We start from the raw sequence: 16019 nt of genomic DNA on the forward strand, positions 1-16019 counted from the left end.
ACGCTTCCTAAATTAAACTTCATCTTGGCAAAACTGACACAACTTTCATGCCGGCCAGCGCCCACACGGGCCATGGGCGTTGGGGGATTGCATAAAGCACGCTGTTTTCGATCATTTCTTGCAACTTGCATGGTTTAAGTTAGTTCAATTTTTGTATCTTGTTGAAATATAACGGATTTATTTTTTCGCCCGCCTGGCATGGTGCCTGCACTGTCCCTTTTGAGAGTTGTAACACTATTTTTCCTGCCGGGAGCAAAACAACAATGATCACATCGTCATCAACGCTGCAAGAATCGAGCTCGCACTCTGGGGTTTCCTGGGGGGCGATTTTCGCCGGGGCCGCTGCGGCGGCCGCACTGTCGCTGATCCTGGTGCTGCTGGGCTTCGGCCTGGGCTTTTCGGCGGTGTCGCCGTGGGCCGACAGCGGTATCAGCGCCAAGGGGCTTGGCATTTCCACAATTGTCTGGCTGGCGTTCACCCAGATCGTCGCTTCGGGCCTGGGCGGCTACATTGCCGGCCGCTTGCGTGTGAAGTGGGCCAACATGCACGGTGACGAGGTGTACTTTCGCGACACCGCCCATGGTTTCCTCGCTTGGGCAGTCGCTACGCTGGTGACCGCGGTACTGGTCGTCGGCTCGGTGAGCAGTGTGGTCAGCGGCGGCGTTAAAGCCGGCGCCGGTGTCGCCTCGAGCGCCGCCAGTGGCCTGACTCAGGCAGCCGGCAGTGCAGCCAAAGGCGCCAACAGCGGCGACTTTGACTACTACGTCGACAGCCTGTTTCGCGATGATCGCCCAGCCGCCGTCAGCGATGACGCCGTGCATGGCGTTGTAGCGCGCATCTTCACTCGCACCCTGAGCAACGATGGCCAACTGGCCCCTGAAGACCGTACCTACCTCGCTCAGCTGATCAGCCAGCGCACCAACCTCAGCCAGGCTGACGCCGAAGCGCGTATCGACAAGGTGTACGGCGATGCCCGCAAAGCCATCGAAGACGCCAAGGTCAAAGCCAAGCAAGCTGCCGACACTGCCGCCAAAGTGGCTGCCTACACCTCGCTGTGGACCTTCATTGCGCTGTTGATCGGTGCCTTCTTTGCCAGTTTTGCTGCCACCTTCGGCGGTCGTCGTCGTGACGCCGTGGTGTACGTCGAAACTGAAAACTACGTTCGTTAATCAAGGAGAACAACATGCGCTCATTACTGCTTTGGTTCCTCGGTGTGCCTATCCCGGTCATCATTCTGATCGCGATCTTCATGCACTGATCCTGATCGCGCTTCACCCAAGCCGCGCCTGACCCACAGGCGCGGCTTTTTGTTGCAAGGCCCACCAACCTGCAATCAGCAATGCGCTCGCCACTGACGTCATGATCACCAGGGGTTGCGAGGTGCCGTCCGAGAGCCACCCGGTGGCCCAACTGCTCACGGCCGTCAGGAACATCTGGATAAAGAAGAACAACCCCGACGCCGTCCCGGCAATCGCGCCGTAAGGCTGCAGCACCGACAGCTGGCAGGCCGGAATCACCATCCCCACCGACACCATGATCACCACCATCGGCAGCACAATCGCCAGCCAGGTCTGCGGCAGGGCGACCGTGGCCCCTGCGAGCATCACGCAACCCAGTACATTCAAGCCGATGGCGGCACTGATCAACTGATCGGCTTCAACGCGCAGCACGAGTCGGCGGAACAGGTTGGCGCCGAGCATGTAGCCACTGATCGTCGCGGCAAACACCAGCGCGTAGGCCGTGGCAGACAGGTGAAAGCCGCGTTGCAGCAGAGCCGACGACTCGCTGATAAATGGGAAATACGTGCTGTACACGCAGCCGATCGCCAGGGAGTACCGCAGAAAATAACGGTCGCGCAGCAGCTGGCCGTAGAGGCGCAGCAGGTTGCTCGGCGGCGCGGCGGCGACTTCCGGTGGACGGGTTTCCGGCAGCCGGCGAAACACCACCAGGCACAGCGCCACGCCGATCACGGCCAATACGATGAACAGGCCGCGCCAATGGATGAACGGCAGCATCAGGCTGCCCAGCACCGGTGCGGCCATCGGCGAAATCGCCATGGCCATGGAGATCAGGCCAAGCAGGCGTGCCTGTTCATCGCGGGCGAAGTAATCGCGCACGATCACCCGGCCGATGACCGTGGTGCAGCAGCCGCCGAGGGCCTGGAACAGGCGGGCGACGATCAGCACACCAATGCTGTCGGCCAGCGCGCAGGCCACGGTGGCGACCGCGTACACACACAACCCGCTCAGCAGCACCGGGCGGCGCCCGAAGCGGTCGGTCAACGGGCCGCTGACCAGCAAGGAAATGGCCGAGCCCAGGGCGTACAGCGTGACGGTCAGCTGCAACTGGCTGTCGCTGGCATGGAAGTCGTCGGCCATGGCGGGCAGGGCTGGCAGGTGCATGTCCAGGGTGATCCGTGGCAGGCCGATGAGTACGGTCAGTAGCGCCAGCCAGAACCCGGAGGAGAGGGTGCGTTGCGTCATGGGAAGCTTCTTCGCAGGGAGTCGAGTTCGAACTCTAGCGGGGATGTGGTTTAATCCTCAGGGCCACTTGTTCCTATAACCAATGGACCACTATGAGCCGGGGAAAAGCCGCCGCCCACCTGGACCTGCCGCGTCCCGATAGCCTGGACGCCGGCAAGCAGCAGGGCGCCTACGACGCATTGCGCGCCGCCATCCTGAATCGGCAATTGCCCGCCGGCAGCCGCTTGCCGTCGACCCGCAGCCTGGCCGAACGCTGGCTGGTGTCGCGCGGCACGCTTGAAGCGGCGTTCGAGCGCTTGCACAGTGAAGGTTACGTGCAGCGCGTGGCGGGTTCGGGCACGCGCGTCAGCGCGGTGATCCCCGAGCAATTCATTGCGGCGCCGGCGCCCAGCGCAGGTCCACGCCGCGCGGCCATACCGGATCAGCCCGACGCGGGCGTGCAAAGCCACGTCCCTTTTGTCGCGCGACGCCCGGACGCCAGCCTGTTCGACCTCAAAACCTGGGCGCGGTGCATCTCCCGAGGCTTGCTGTCTGCGGGGCCAGGGGTATTGGAGGCCGCCCACCCGGGCGGCTTGCCCGCGTTGCGTGAACAGATCGCCGACTACGTGCGCAGTTATCGCGGCATGCACTGCGAGGCGGACGAAATCATTGTCACCACCGGTATTCGCCATGGCCTGGACCTGATCGCGCGCACGCTGCTCAAACCCGGTGACACCGCGTGCGTGGAAGATCCCGGTTATACACCGGCACGCCGCCTGTTCAGCCTGGCCGGTGCGCAGGTCGTGCCGGTCCCGGTGACAGCCGAAGGCCTTGATACCGCGCAGCTCCCCGACACGGCGCGCCTGGCCTATGTGACACCGGCGCATCAGGCGCCGCTGGGCATGACCCTGTCGGTGTCACGCCGCCTGGCGCTGCTGGATTGGGCCGTCCGCGCCGACGCCTGGGTGATCGAAGACGACTACGACAGTGAATACAACTACAACAGCGCGCCACTGGCGGCGCTCAAAGCCCTGGATTCCGGCGACCGGGTGATCTACTGCGGCAGTTTCAACAAGAACCTGTTCCCGGGCCTGCGCGTGGGTTTCATGGTGGTGCCCAAGGCGTTGCGCCCCGCGTTGCTGCGCACCCTGCAACTCACCGGGCATTCGGTGGGCGCGACGGATCAGTTGGGGCTGGTGGAGTTTCTCGCCAGCGGCGCGTTTGTGCGGCACCTGCGGGCTTCGCGCCAGGCTTATCAGGCGCGTCGCGATGCGCTGCTCGGCTGCCTGCCGGACGAATACCCGGTGAGCGGCCAGCAAGCCGGTCTGCACTTTGTGCTGTGGCTGCCAAGCGGCGTCGAGGAAGCCGAATTTTGCACCCGCGCCGCCGCCGCCGGGCTGACCTTGCAGCCACTGGGCAAGTTCTGCGTCGCGGCGAGCTTGCCGCCGGCGGTGATCATCGGCTACACCGCGCTGACCCTGGCGCAGATTCGCTATCACGGCCGAATGCTCACGCAATTGTTAATAGCGGCTTAACCCGCGCTTGGCTAGACTCGCGCCCCATGAGCCGTCTTCTGCGTTTAATCCTGGTCATGCTATTAAGCCTCACGCTTCCCCTGACCGGGATGGCGGGTGTGCCGTCGAGCACCGAGCCGTGCCCGATGAAAATGTCCGACATGCAGATGATGTCGGACATGGCCCCGGACTGCTGCCAGGACGCTGCCAACCCTGGCAAAGCCTGCAAACCGGGGCAGGAATGCAAGACCGGCGGCCTGCTGCAACTGTCGATGCCGGTGCTCAAGGCACCGCTGACCCTGGCCCATCCGCTGACGGCCAGCCTCTCTTCTGATTTCATCCCCGACCGCACGCCGTCCGGCGTCTGGCGCCCACCCCGTTACTGATTTCTGTTGAACCTCAAGCTTCATCCCGGATTCGGGATGGCCTTGCTGTGGGCCGCGTAAAGCGGCACGCAGTGCAACAGATCAGGAATCTTGACGATGAATTCCCTTTACAGGCGCGCCCTGGTGGTGGGCGCGCTGACATGGCCGGCGCTGGCCTCTGCGCTGACCCTGGATGACGCCCTGCGCCTGGCGCAGAACAACGCGCCGTCCCTGAGCGCCGAATCGGCCAGGCTGCAAGCGGCAACGCAAGCCGCCATCCCGGCCGGTGAACTGCCCGACCCGAAACTGCTGGTAGGCCTGCAGAATTTTCCCGTCGGCGGGCCCAATCGCGGCACCTTGTATGGCGACGACATGACCGATCAGATGGTCGGCCTCCAGCAACAGGTGCCCAGCCGCGACAAGCGCAAGGCCCGAGTTGAGCTGGCGGATGCCACGGTGCAGCGCACGGCGGCCGAAGGGCAAATCGAGCGCCTCAACGTGCGCCAGGCCACTGCGCAGGCGTGGATTCGCGCCTACGCGGTGGAGCGCAAGCAGGCCTTGTTCGCGGACTTCTACGAAAACAATCGCCTGCTGCAAGACAGTGTGCGGGCGCAATTGGCCGGAGGGCGCGGGCAGGCCGCCGATACGGTGATCCCCCGACAGGAAGCCGCCGAGCTGGCCGAGCGCGAAGACGAATTGACCCAACAACGCGCCCAGGCCCGCGCCGCCCTCAAGCGCTGGATCGGCGCAGCCGCCAACGAAGCACCCAGCGGGCAATTGCCCAACTGGCACATCGACAACCGCGGCTACAGCCACAACCTGCATCAGCATCCCGAGTTGCAAGCCTTCGTGCCGCGCACGCGCGAAGCCCAAGCGCGCTTGCAGGAAGCCAAGGCGCAGAAAACGTCGGATTGGAGTTGGGAGGTGGACTACCAGCACCGCGGCCGTGAATACGGCGACATGGTCAGCCTGCAATTGAGCGTTGATCTGCCGATCTTCCCCGGTCGCCGCCAGAACCCGGGCATTGCCGCCAGGCTGGCCGAACTCGAACAACTGGATGCCGAACGCGAAGCTGCCACCCGTGAACATACCCAGAGGCTGGATGACGACCTGGCGGTTTACCGGCGCCTGGACCGCGCCGTGCAACGCAGTCAGGACAGCCTCGTGCCGCTGGCCGAAGAGAAGGTCGCCCTGAGCCTGGTCGGTTATCGCGCGGGCAAAGGCGATTTGATCAGCGTGGTCAGCGCCCGCCGGGAACTGGTTCAAGCCCGTTTCAAACAGATCGATGCCATCGAGCAGCGTGCCCTGGTCGGCGCGCAGCTGTACTTCGCCTACGGGGAGCCCACGCATGAATAATCGAATCGCAGCGGCGGTGTTGTTGCTCGGCCTGGGTGCGGGCTACGGATTGGCGCAGTTGCACTCCGCAACCTTGGCGCCTGTCAGCGACGACAAGCACGCGTTGTACTGGTACGACCCGATGTACCCGCAGCAGAAGTTCGACAAGCCCGGCAAGTCGCCTTTCATGGACATGCAATTGGTGCCGCGCTACGCCGAGGGTGCCGCAGCGGATACCCCAACGCTGCAGATCGATCCGCGCCAGGCTCAGACCATCGGCGTGCGCATTGCCACAGTCACCCGTGGCGTGATGACGTCCTCGCTGGATGTGTCGGGCATCCTGGCCTTCAACGAGCGTGATGTGGCGGTGGTGCAGGCCCGGGCCGGTGGTTTCGTCGAGCGGGTTTACGCGCGGGCGCCGGGTGATGTGCTCAAGGCCGGCGCGCCGTTGGCAGACATCCTGGTGCCCGAGTGGGCCGCCGCCCAGGAAGAGTTCCTCGCGCTGCGTCGCAGCGCTGACAGTGGCCTGTTGGCGGCCGCCCGCCAGCGTCTGCGCCTGAGTGGCATGCCTGCCGGGCTGATCTCGCAGATGGAGCGCAGTGGCCGGGTGCAATCAGTGATGACCGTCACCACGCCCTTGAGCGGCGCGCTGCAGACCCTGGAGGTGCGCGACGGCATGACCGTGGTAGCCGGGCAAACCCTGGCGCGGGTCAATGGCCTGGAGCAGGTGTGGTTGCAGGTCGCCGTGCCGCAGGCGCAAGGCGCGGCGTTAGCCGTGGGGCAACGCGTGGTGGCGCACTTTGCCGGTTTGCCGGGCGAGGCCATCAACGGCACCCTCAGTGCGATCTTGCCGGCCAACGCCCTGGACAGTCGCACCGTGCAGGTTCGCGTCGAACTGCCCAACCCCGACGGCAGCTTGCGCCCTGGCATGACCGCCCAGGTGCGCCTGGCGCAAACCAGCGGGCAAGCGGTGTTGCAGGTGCCCAGCGAAGCCCTGATTCGCACCGGCAAGCGTGTGCTGGTGATGCTGGCCGAGGAGGGCGGGCATTATCGACCGCTGGAAGTCGAGGTGGGGGCCGAGAACCAGGACCAGACCGTAATCCGCAGTGGCTTGCAGGAAGGTCAGCAGGTGGTCGCGTCCGGGCAATTTCTGCTGGACTCTGAAGCCAGTTTACGCGGGTTAATAGCGCCAGCGTCCGACACGTCTGAAATGAGCATGCAACCGGGAGCCCGGCCATGATCGCGCTTTTGATTCGCTGGTCGGTGGCCAACCGCTTTCTGGTGTTGCTCGCCACGCTGTTCATCACCGCATGGGGCGTGTGGGCGCTGCAGAACACGCCGGTCGACGCGTTGCCGGACCTTTCGGATGTGCAGGTGATCATCCGCACGCCGTACCCGGGCCAGGCGCCGCAGATCGTGGAAAACCAGGTCACTTACCCGATGACCACCACCATGCTCTCGGTGCCGGGCGCCAGGACCGTGCGTGGCTTTTCTTTCTTTGGCGACAGCTACGTGTACGTGCTGTTCGACGAAGGCACCGACCTGTATTGGGCGCGGTCGCGGGTGTTGGAATACCTCAGCCAATTGCAGGCACGGCTGCCGGCGTCGGCCAAGCCGTCGCTGGGGCCGGACGCCACCGGCGTTGGCTGGATCTACCAATACGCGCTGGTTGACCGTACCGGCCAGCACGACTTGGCGCAATTGCGCGCCTTGCAGGATTGGTTCCTCAAGTTCGAGCTCAAGACCCTGCCGAATGTGGCGGAGGTGGCGACCATTGGCGGCCAGGTCAAGCAATACCAGGTGCAGCTTGACCCGCTGGCCATGGCCAGTCGCGGCATCACCCAGGCCCAAGTGGCGGACGCTGTCGGCAAGGCCAATCAGGAAACCGGTGGCTCGGTGCTGAACCTGGGTGAATCCGAATACATGGTGCGCGCGTCCGGTTACCTGAAAACGCTCAATGATTTTCGCGCCATTCCACTGCGTCTCGACCGCAACAATGTGCCGGTGACCCTCGGCGATGTGGCCACGATTCAACTCGGCCCGGACCTGCGTCGGGGTATCAGTGAACTCGACGGCGAAGGCGAGGCGGTCGGCGGCGTGGTGATCCTGCGCAGCGGTAAAAATGCGCGTGAGGCCATTGCTGCGGTGAAAACCAAGCTGGAGCAGTTGAAAAGCAGCCTGCCGCCTGGCGTAGAGATCGTCACCACCTACGACCGCAGCACACTGATCGACCGCGCCGTGGATAACCTCAGCCACAAACTGCTCGAGGAATTCCTGGTGGTGGCGCTGGTGTGCGGGATATTCCTGTGGCACCTGCGCTCGTCGCTGGTAGCGATCATCTCGTTGCCGGTGGGCGTGTTGATCGCGTTTATCGTCATGCGCTTCCAAGGGATCAACGCCAACATCATGTCCCTGGGCGGTATCGCGATAGCCATCGGCGCGATGGTGGATGCGGCCGTGGTGATGATCGAAAACGCCCACAAGAAAATCGAAGCCTGGCACCACGCCAATCCCGGACGCGATCTCAAAGGTGAGGAGCATTGGACGGTGATGACGCAGGCGGCGGTAGAAGTCGGGCCGGCGCTGTTTTTCTGCCTGCTGATCATCACCCTGTCGTTTATTCCGGTGTTTACCTTGCAAGCCCAGGAAGGGCGGCTGTTCGGCCCGCTGGCCTACACCAAGACCTACGCCATGGCGGCGGCGGCCGGGTTATCGGTGACGTTGATCCCGGTATTGATGGGCTACTGGATTCGCGGGCGCATCCCCGACGAGCAGCGCAACCCGCTCAATCGCGGGTTGATCAAGCTCTATCAACCGGCCCTCGAAGCGGTGCTGCGCTGGCCGCGCGCGACCTTGCTGGTGGCGCTGCTGATGGTCGCCAGCGTGGTGTGGCCGCTGTCGAAGCTGGGCGGCGAGTTTTTGCCGCCGCTGGATGAGGGGGACTTGCTCTACATGCCTTCGGCGCTGCCGGGGCTGTCGACGCAGACGGCGGGCGAACTGCTGCAACGCACCGATCGCCTGATCAAAAGCGTGCCGGAAGTCGCCCATGTGTTCGGCAAGGCCGGCCGCGCCGAAACCGCCACCGACCCGGCGCCGCTGGAGATGTTCGAGACCACTGTCGAGTTCAAGCCCCGGGACCAATGGCGCGCCGGCATGACCCCGCAACAGTTGGTGAAAGAGCTGGACCGCGTGGTGCAGGTGCCAGGCTTGACCAATATCTGGATTGCGCCGATTCGCAACCGCATCGACATGCTTGCCACCGGGGTAAAAAGCCCGATTGGCGTGAAGGTGGCAGGTTCCAGCCTGATGCAGATCGATGCCGTGACCCAGGCTGTCGAGAAGGTCGCCAAAGGCGTGCCGGGGGTGAGTTCGGCGCTGGCTGAAAGGCTGACCGGCGGGCGCTACATCGACGTGGACATCGACCGTGGCGCCGCCGCGCAGTACGGGCTGAACATTGCCGATGTGCAGTCGATCGTGTCAGGGGCGATTGGCGGCGAAACCATTGGCGAGACCGTGGAAGGCCTGGCGCGTTTCCCCATCAGCCTGCGGTATCCGCGGGAATGGCGCGACTCGGTAACGGCCTTGGAAACCCTGCCGATCTACACGCCGCAAGGCAGTCAGATCACGCTTGGCACGGTGGCCAGGCTCAAGATCAGTGACGGGCCGCCAATGCTCAAAAGTGAAAACGCGCGGCCTTCCGGCTGGGTCTACATCGACGTGCGCGATCGTGACCTGGCGTCGGTGGTGAAGGATCTGCGTGAGGCGATCAACGGGCAAGTGCAGTTGCAGCCGGGCATGAGCCTCAGTTATTCGGGGCAGTTCGAATTTCTTGAACGCGCCAATCAACGTCTGAAACTGGTCGTGCCGGCGACTGTGCTGATCATTTTTGTGCTGCTCTACCTGACCTTCCGTCGTACGGATGAGGCGCTGTTGATTCTCGGGACGTTGCCGTTCGCACTCACCGGCGGCGTATGGTTGCTGTACGGGCTGGGCTTCAACCTGTCGGTGGCCACGGGCGTGGGCTTTATCGCGTTGGCGGGCGTGTCGGCGGAGTTCGGCGTGATCATGCTGCTCTACTTGAAAAACGCCTGGGCCGAGCGCAAGGACGGTGACCTGCTGGCAGCCATCACCGAAGGCGCGGTACTGCGAGTGCGCCCCAAAGCCATGACCGTGGCGGTCATCATTGCCGGCTTGCTCCCGATTCTATTGGGCGACGGCACTGGCAGCGAAGTCATGAGCCGCATCGCCGCGCCAATGATCGGGGGCATGCTCACCGCGCCGTTGCTCTCCCTGTTCGTCATCCCTGCGGCCTACCACCTGATGCGCCGTTGCAAAGCCAAACACTAACCAAACGACAGGAACTGGCTTTATGTGGGGGCGGGCTGCTCGCGAAAGCGGTGTGTCAGTCAACCTATCTGATACTGACACACCGTATTCGCGGCAAGCCCGCTCCCACACAAGCCGGCGTCCACAGGGAACCTGCCGTGCCAGAAGATCAGTCGTCGAACCCCACCTGTTCATGAATCTCATCGACCTTCAACTCCAACCGATACGCCACCGCAATAAACAATGCCTGGCACAGGCACAAGGTGGCGCTCAGCGAGCGAAACGCAAACGACGACCCCTCATTCACCAACAGCACCGCATTCGCCCGCTTGGCCAGGGGCGACAGGTTGCTGTCGGTGATGATCAAGGTCTTGGCCTGATGATGCTGGGCAATACGCAGGCAGTGCTGAGTCTCTTTGCCATAGGGCGTAAAGCTGATGGCGATCACCAGGTCATTGGCACGCACGCTGCGCATCTGCTCGCGGTAACTGCCGCCCAAACCGGAAATCAAGTGAATGCGCTTGTTGGTGTGCTGCAGGTTGTAGACCAGGTAATCGGCCACCGCGAAGGAGCGGCGCACGCCGACCACGTAGATATTGTCGGCATTGACCACCAGGTCCACGGCTTTCTCGAAGGCCACATCATCGAGTTCCAGCCCCAGGCGTTCGATGCCGGAGAGGGTGGCGTTCACGCATTCGCGCGCCAGGTCGCCGCCGCTGGCCTTCTGCGACTTGTTGGCGATCATGCTGCGGATGCGTTGCTGGTAGTTCTGCACCGGCGTGGTCTTGTGGGTGTAGGCCTCGCGAAACAGCGCCTGCATCTCACTGAAACCACTGAAACCGAACCGCTGGGAGAACCGCACGATGGCCGAGGGGTGCACTTCGCACTCGCGGGCGATGTCGCTGATGCGGTCGACCATGATCCGGTCGCTTTGCTGGCTCATGTAGCTGGCGATGCGTTTGAGCTGGCGTGGCAGGCTTTCGTATTCGTCGGTGATCAGCTGCAACAGGCGCTCGGCATTGATCGGAGGGCTGGCAATAGTCTCTTCCAGGGTGGTCTCGGGATCGGTGCGGGACATGGGCAATCCTTCTGGCGTGTTCGTCTGATGCGCTGATGGGTGGGCGCAAGTCTACAGGGTAGGCGCAAAAAAATACCCCGGCATCACGGCAGCCGTGGCCTGCTGAAACGATGCAGGAGGGCTGGCAGGCCATTATGCTGGCTTATTGGAAAAAATATTCCACTAAAAATAATTATGGAATAAATATTGATTGCGGCCGCCGGACGTTCTAGTCTGCTTTCACCAAGAGCGTGTGCCGCCACCACGGCGGCACCACGCAGGCTGATAAAAATAACAGGAGCCAGCATGGGCCAGACTCGTTTTGCCAGTGGGCGTCAATTGGATCTGATTTGCCTCGGACGCCTGGGCGTCGACCTTTACGCACAGCAAGTGGGTGCGCGACTTGAGGACGTGTCCAGCTTCGCCAAGTACCTCGGCGGGTCCTCCGCCAATATCGCCTTTGGCACCGCGCGGCTGGGGCTCAAGTCGGCGATGTTGAGCCGGGTCGGCGACGATCACATGGGCCGCTTCCTGGTGGAATCCCTGGCCCGCGAAGGCTGCGATGTCAGCGGTATCAAGGTCGACCCGGAACGCCTGACCGCGCTGGTGCTGCTGGGCCTCAAGGACCGCGAAACCTTCCCGCTGGTGTTCTACCGCGAAAACTGCGCCGACATGGCCCTGCGCGCCGAAGACATCAGCGAGGCCTTTATTGCCTCCAGCAAAGCCTTGTTGATCACCGGCACGCATTTCTCCACCGATGGCGTGTACAAGGCCAGCCTCCAGGCCCTGGACTACGCGGCCAAACACAACGTCAAGCGCGTGCTCGATATCGACTACCGTCCGGTGCTGTGGGGCCTGGCGGGCAAGGCCGACGGCGAGACCCGGTTTGTCGCCGACCAGAACGTCAGCCAGCACGTACAGAAAATTTTGCCGCGCTTTGACCTGATCGTCGGCACCGAAGAAGAGTTTCTGATCGCTGGCGGCAGTGAAGATTTGCTCACCGCGCTGCGCACCGTGCGTGAATTGACCCCGGCCACCCTGGTGGTCAAGCTCGGCCCGCAGGGCTGCACGGTGATCCACGGCGCGATCCCCGCGCAGCTGGAAGACGGCGCCATCTACCCCGGCGTGCGCGTTGAGGTGCTCAATGTGCTGGGCGCCGGTGATGCGTTCATGTCGGGCTTTCTCAGCGGCTGGATCAACGATGCCAGCGACGAGCGTTGCAGCCAGTTGGCCAACGCCTGTGGCGGCCTGGTGGTGTCCCGCCACGCCTGCGCGCCGGCCATGCCCACGCCTGCCGAGCTGGATTACCTGTTCAACAGCCCGGTGCCCATCACCCGGCCAGATCAAGACGTCACCTTGCAGCGTCTGCACCGCGTCACGGTGCCGCGCAAAGCCTGGAAGCAGCTGTTCGTGTTTGCCTTCGACCATCGCTGGCAACTGGTGGACCTGGCGCAAAAAGGCGGCCAGGCCCCAACCCGCATCAGCGACATCAAGCAGCTGTTTATCCAGGCCATCGAACGCGTCGAAGCCAAACTGCGCGAGCAGGGCGTCGACGCCGACGTGGGCCTGTTGGCCGACCAGCGTTTCGGCCAGGACGCACTCAACGCCGCCAGCGGTCGCGGCTGGTGGATCGCGCGCCCGGTGGAAGTGCAGAACTCGCGGCCGCTGGCGTTTGAACACGGGCGCTCGGTGGGCAGCAACCTGATTGCCTGGCCCCAGGAGCAAATCATCAAGTGCCTGGTGCAATATCACCCCGACGATGAGCCGATGCTGCGCCTGGAACAGGAAGCGCAGCTCAAGGCGGTGTACGAGGCTTCGCTGGTCAGCGGCCATGAGCTGCTGCTGGAAGTCATCCCGCCCAAGGATCACCCGTCCACCTATCCCGATGTGCTCTATCGCAGCCTCAAGCGCCTGTACAACCTGGGCATCTACCCGGCGTGGTGGAAGATCGAGGCGCAGTCGGCCGAAGACTGGAAAAAACTCGACGAACTGATCCAGGAGCGCGACCCGTACTGCCGTGGCGTGGTGCTGCTGGGCCTGAACGCTTCGGCCGAATGCCTCGCCGACGGCTTCCAGCAAGCAAGCCAAAGCAGCACCTGCCGTGGGTTCGCGGTGGGCCGCACGATCTTCCAGGAACCCAGCCGCGCGTGGATGGCGGGGGAGATTGATGATGAAACGCTGATCCAACAGGTGCAACACACCTTCGAACAGCTCATCAATGCCTGGCGCAGCGCCAGAAGTTAAACACGGTCAAATGTGGGAGCTGGCTTGCCTGCGATGCAGACAACTCGGTCTATCAGCTACACCGGGCTGATGTCATCGCAGGCAAGCCAGCTCCCACATAAAGCAGATCTCATGCAACTTTGAAAACAATAAAAGGTGCAGCCATGCCCGCAATCCGAATTGGCATCAACCCGATCTCCTGGAGCAACGACGACCTGCCGGCCCTGGGCGGTGAAACGCCCTTGAGCACCGCGCTGAGCGAAGGCAAGGAGATCGGCTACGAAGGTTTTGAACTCAACGGCAAATTCCCCAAGGACGCCCAAGGCGTCGGCGACGTACTGCGCCCCTATGACCTGGCGCTGGTCTCCGGCTGGTATTCCAGCCGCCTGGCACGGCGTTCGGTGGCGGAAGAAATCGAGGCCATCGCCGGCCACGTCGAGCTGCTCAAACTCAACGGCGCCAAGGTGCTGGTCTACGGCGAAGTCGCCGATTCGATTCAGGGCGCCAGGGTGCGCCTGATCGAACGTCCGCGTTTTCACAGCGAACACGCCTGGCAGGCCTACGCTGACAAACTCACCGAGCTGGCGCGTTTCACCCTGTCCCAAGGCGTGCGGCTGGCCTACCACCACCACATGGGCGCCTACGTCGAATCCCCCGAAGACATTGACCAGTTGATGCGCCGCACCGGCCCGGAAGTCGGCCTGCTGTTCGATTCGGGCCACTGCTACATGGGCGGCGGCGAGCCCGTCGAGGTGCTGCGCAAACACATCGAGCGCGTCTGCCACGTGCATTTCAAGGACGTGCGCAAACCGGTGGTGCAACTGGCGCGCAACCAGATGTGGAGCTTTCCCGACTGCATCGTCAACGGCACCTTCACCGTGCCCGGCGACGGCGATATCGACTTTGCCGAGTTGCTCGACGTGCTGTTGGCGGCCAAGTACGAGGGCTGGCTGGTGGTGGAAGCCGAGCAGGACCCGGCCGTGGCGCCCAGCTATATCTACGCGAAAAAGGGCTACGACACGTTGCGCACGCTTCTCAGCGAGAGGACTTAAGTGATGAGCTTGTTGGTCAAAAGCAGCAAACGCGGGCAAACCATGGTTGCCCTGGAAGAAGGGCGCCTGGAGTACGTGGGCTTTGCCGCCTACCGCCTGAGCCTGGGTGAAACCCTGCCGGTCACCGCCGGCGATAAAGAGCTATGCCTGGTTCTGCTCAGCGGCCGGGTGAATATCGAGGGCGAAGGTTTCAACTGGCAGAACCTCGGTGATCGCCACTCGGTCTTTGAAGACAAATCACCCTTCGCCGCCTACCTGCCGCCCGGCACCGATGCGCAGGTGACCGCGTTGAGCGATGTGCAAATTGCCGTGTGCGCTGCACCCGGTGCCACAGGTTTTGAACCGCGCCTGATTCGTCCTGAACAGTGCAAGCGCAGCGTGCGCGGCAAGGGCGCCAACACCCGGTATGTGTGCGACATCCTGCCCGACAGCGAGCCGGCCCATTCGCTGCTGGTGGTGGAAGTGCGCACGCCGTCCGGGCACTCGTCCAGCTACCCGCCGCACAAGCACGACACCGATGACCTGCCGCACCAAAGTTTTCTCGAAGAGACCTACTACCACCAGATCAACCCGCCCCAGGGCTTCGTGTTCCAGCGCGTGTACACCGACGATCGCAGCATCGACCAGGCCATGGCCGTGGAAAACAGCGACCTGGTGGTGGTGCCCAAGGGGTATCACCCGGTCAGTGTGCCGTATGGCTACGAGTCGTATTACTTGAACGTGATGGCCGGCCCCAAGCGCGCCTGGCATTTCCATAACGACCCGCAGCACAGCTGGCTGCTGGACCTCTGACTGGTTTGAACGGAGAACAACAATGAAGTCGCCGCTACGTTTTGCCCTTAACCGCATGGTCGCGCCCGACCTTTCCCTGCCGGATTTCATCCAGTTGGCGGCGGCCCTCAAGTGCGATGCCATCGAGATTCGCAACGACCTCAAAGGTCATGAAATCGAATACGGCACCCCGGCCAGCCGCGTGCGTGAGCTGTGCGCGGTGCAAGGCATCACGGTGCTGTCGATCAACGCGCTGTACCCGTTTGACGTGTGGAATGACGAGCGCCGTGCCCAGGCGCTCAAACTCGCCACCTATGCGCGTGAATGCGGTGCGCAAGGCCTGGTGATGTGCCCGCTGAACGAGCGCGGCGATACCCGCAATGAAGCCCAGCGCGCGGCCGGTTTGCGCACGGCGTTGAGCGAGTTGGCGCCGATCCTGCGCGAGTACGGGATTCTCGGTTTCATCGAGCCACTGGGTTTTGAAGAATGCGCGCTGCGCCGCAAGCGTGTGGCCGTGGATGCGATCCAGGCGATTGGCGGCCTGGATGTGTTCCGGCTGGTGCATGACACCTTTCACCATCACTTGGCTGGCGAACAGGAATTCTTCCCGCAGCTGACCGGCCTGGTGCATATCTCCGGTGTCGAGGATCGCGACGCACCGCTCAATGCCATCCGCGACGGCCACCGCGTGCTGGTGGGCGAGGGCGATATTCTCGGCAATGCCGCGCAGATCGACACCTTGCTCAGCACCGGCTACGGCGGTTACCTGTCGTTTGAGCCGTTTGCGGAAAGCGTGCATGCGTTGGCGGATATTCAGCAGGCAATCGGGGCAAGCATCGCCCACCTGCAAAACCCTCGAACCTGACACGGGCCAAACTGTGGGAGCGGGCTTGCTCGCGAATGCGGTGGATCAG

At 63.1% G+C, this 16019-nt stretch carries 13 protein-coding genes; 10 read left to right on the plus strand and 3 right to left on the minus strand.

Annotated elements, in window-relative coordinates; genetic code table 11:
- Positions 1–263 precede the first annotated feature (263 nt).
- Complete coding sequence (locus tag AACV02_RS20710; RefSeq protein ID WP_106580301.1) at positions 264–1169, plus strand: hypothetical protein; 906 nt, start codon at positions 264–266, stop codon at positions 1167–1169.
- A 102-nt stretch (positions 1170–1271) separates the two neighbouring features.
- Here AACV02_RS20710 and AACV02_RS20715 read toward each other — a convergent pair whose 3' ends face one another.
- Positions 1272–2483, minus strand: coding sequence for a multidrug effflux MFS transporter (locus AACV02_RS20715; protein WP_119741652.1), 1212 nt, complete (start codon positions 2481–2483; stop codon positions 1272–1274).
- Between the two features lie 92 nt (positions 2484–2575).
- Here AACV02_RS20715 and pdxR point away from each other — a divergent pair, with 92 nt between their 5' ends.
- The 5 genes from pdxR to AACV02_RS20740 all read left to right on the plus strand — a co-directional run bounded on the left by pdxR (position 2576) and on the right by AACV02_RS20740 (position 10023).
- Positions 2576–3997: a MocR-like pyridoxine biosynthesis transcription factor PdxR gene (gene pdxR, locus AACV02_RS20720; RefSeq protein WP_119741654.1), complete on the plus strand. Its 1422-nt coding sequence runs from the start codon at positions 2576–2578 to the stop codon at positions 3995–3997.
- Between the two features lie 26 nt (positions 3998–4023).
- Entirely contained in the window at positions 4024–4362 is a 339-nt protein-coding gene (locus AACV02_RS20725) for a hypothetical protein (protein ID WP_119741656.1), read from the plus strand.
- 96 nt (positions 4363–4458) lie between these two features.
- Positions 4459–5697 carry a TolC family protein gene (locus AACV02_RS20730; protein ID WP_119741658.1) on the plus strand — a complete coding sequence of 413 codons (1239 nt, stop codon included), beginning with the start codon at positions 4459–4461 and terminating at the stop codon, positions 5695–5697.
- Positions 5690–6916, plus strand: a complete 1227-nt coding sequence (locus AACV02_RS20735; protein WP_119741661.1) for an efflux RND transporter periplasmic adaptor subunit — start codon at positions 5690–5692, stop codon at positions 6914–6916. Before AACV02_RS20730 ends, AACV02_RS20735 begins: the two co-directional genes overlap by 8 nt.
- Positions 6913–10023: an efflux RND transporter permease subunit gene (locus AACV02_RS20740; RefSeq protein ID WP_119741663.1), complete on the plus strand. Its 3111-nt coding sequence runs from the start codon at positions 6913–6915 to the stop codon at positions 10021–10023. The genes AACV02_RS20735 and AACV02_RS20740 overlap by 4 nt, the downstream gene beginning before the upstream one ends.
- A 148-nt stretch (positions 10024–10171) precedes the next feature.
- On the opposite strand, the gene AACV02_RS20745 is transcribed toward AACV02_RS20740, so the two are convergent.
- Together AACV02_RS20745 and AACV02_RS20750 are read right to left on the minus strand one after the other, a co-directional pair.
- Entirely contained in the window at positions 10172–11080 is a 909-nt protein-coding gene (locus AACV02_RS20745) for a MurR/RpiR family transcriptional regulator (protein ID WP_106580294.1), read from the minus strand.
- A gap of 83 nt (positions 11081–11163) precedes the next feature.
- On the minus strand, positions 11164–11367 hold the full coding sequence (locus AACV02_RS20750; RefSeq protein WP_146151475.1) for a hypothetical protein: 204 nt from the start codon (positions 11365–11367) through the stop codon (positions 11164–11166).
- Here AACV02_RS20750 and AACV02_RS20755 point away from each other — a divergent pair.
- From AACV02_RS20755 to AACV02_RS20770, 4 genes are all read left to right on the plus strand, one after another.
- Positions 11366–13303: a bifunctional 5-dehydro-2-deoxygluconokinase/5-dehydro-2-deoxyphosphogluconate aldolase gene (locus AACV02_RS20755; protein WP_119741665.1), complete on the plus strand. Its 1938-nt coding sequence runs from the start codon at positions 11366–11368 to the stop codon at positions 13301–13303. The two genes, AACV02_RS20750 and AACV02_RS20755, sit on opposite strands and share 2 nt — an antisense overlap.
- Positions 13304–13446: 143 nt before the next feature.
- On the plus strand, positions 13447–14334 hold the full coding sequence (gene iolE / locus AACV02_RS20760) for a myo-inosose-2 dehydratase (protein WP_106580292.1): 888 nt from the start codon (positions 13447–13449) through the stop codon (positions 14332–14334).
- A 3-nt stretch (positions 14335–14337) separates the two neighbouring features.
- On the plus strand, positions 14338–15126 hold the full coding sequence (gene iolB, locus AACV02_RS20765; protein WP_119741667.1) for a 5-deoxy-glucuronate isomerase: 789 nt from the start codon (positions 14338–14340) through the stop codon (positions 15124–15126).
- A 22-nt stretch (positions 15127–15148) separates the two neighbouring features.
- A complete protein-coding gene (locus tag AACV02_RS20770; RefSeq protein ID WP_119741669.1) occupies positions 15149–15970 on the plus strand; it encodes a TIM barrel protein in 822 nt (273 codons plus the stop codon).
- Positions 15971–16019: the final 49 nt, after the last annotated feature.

The organism is Pseudomonas sp. Larv2_ips (assembly GCF_963879675.1).
In the GTDB taxonomy this organism is placed as follows: domain Bacteria; phylum Pseudomonadota; class Gammaproteobacteria; order Pseudomonadales; family Pseudomonadaceae; genus Aquipseudomonas.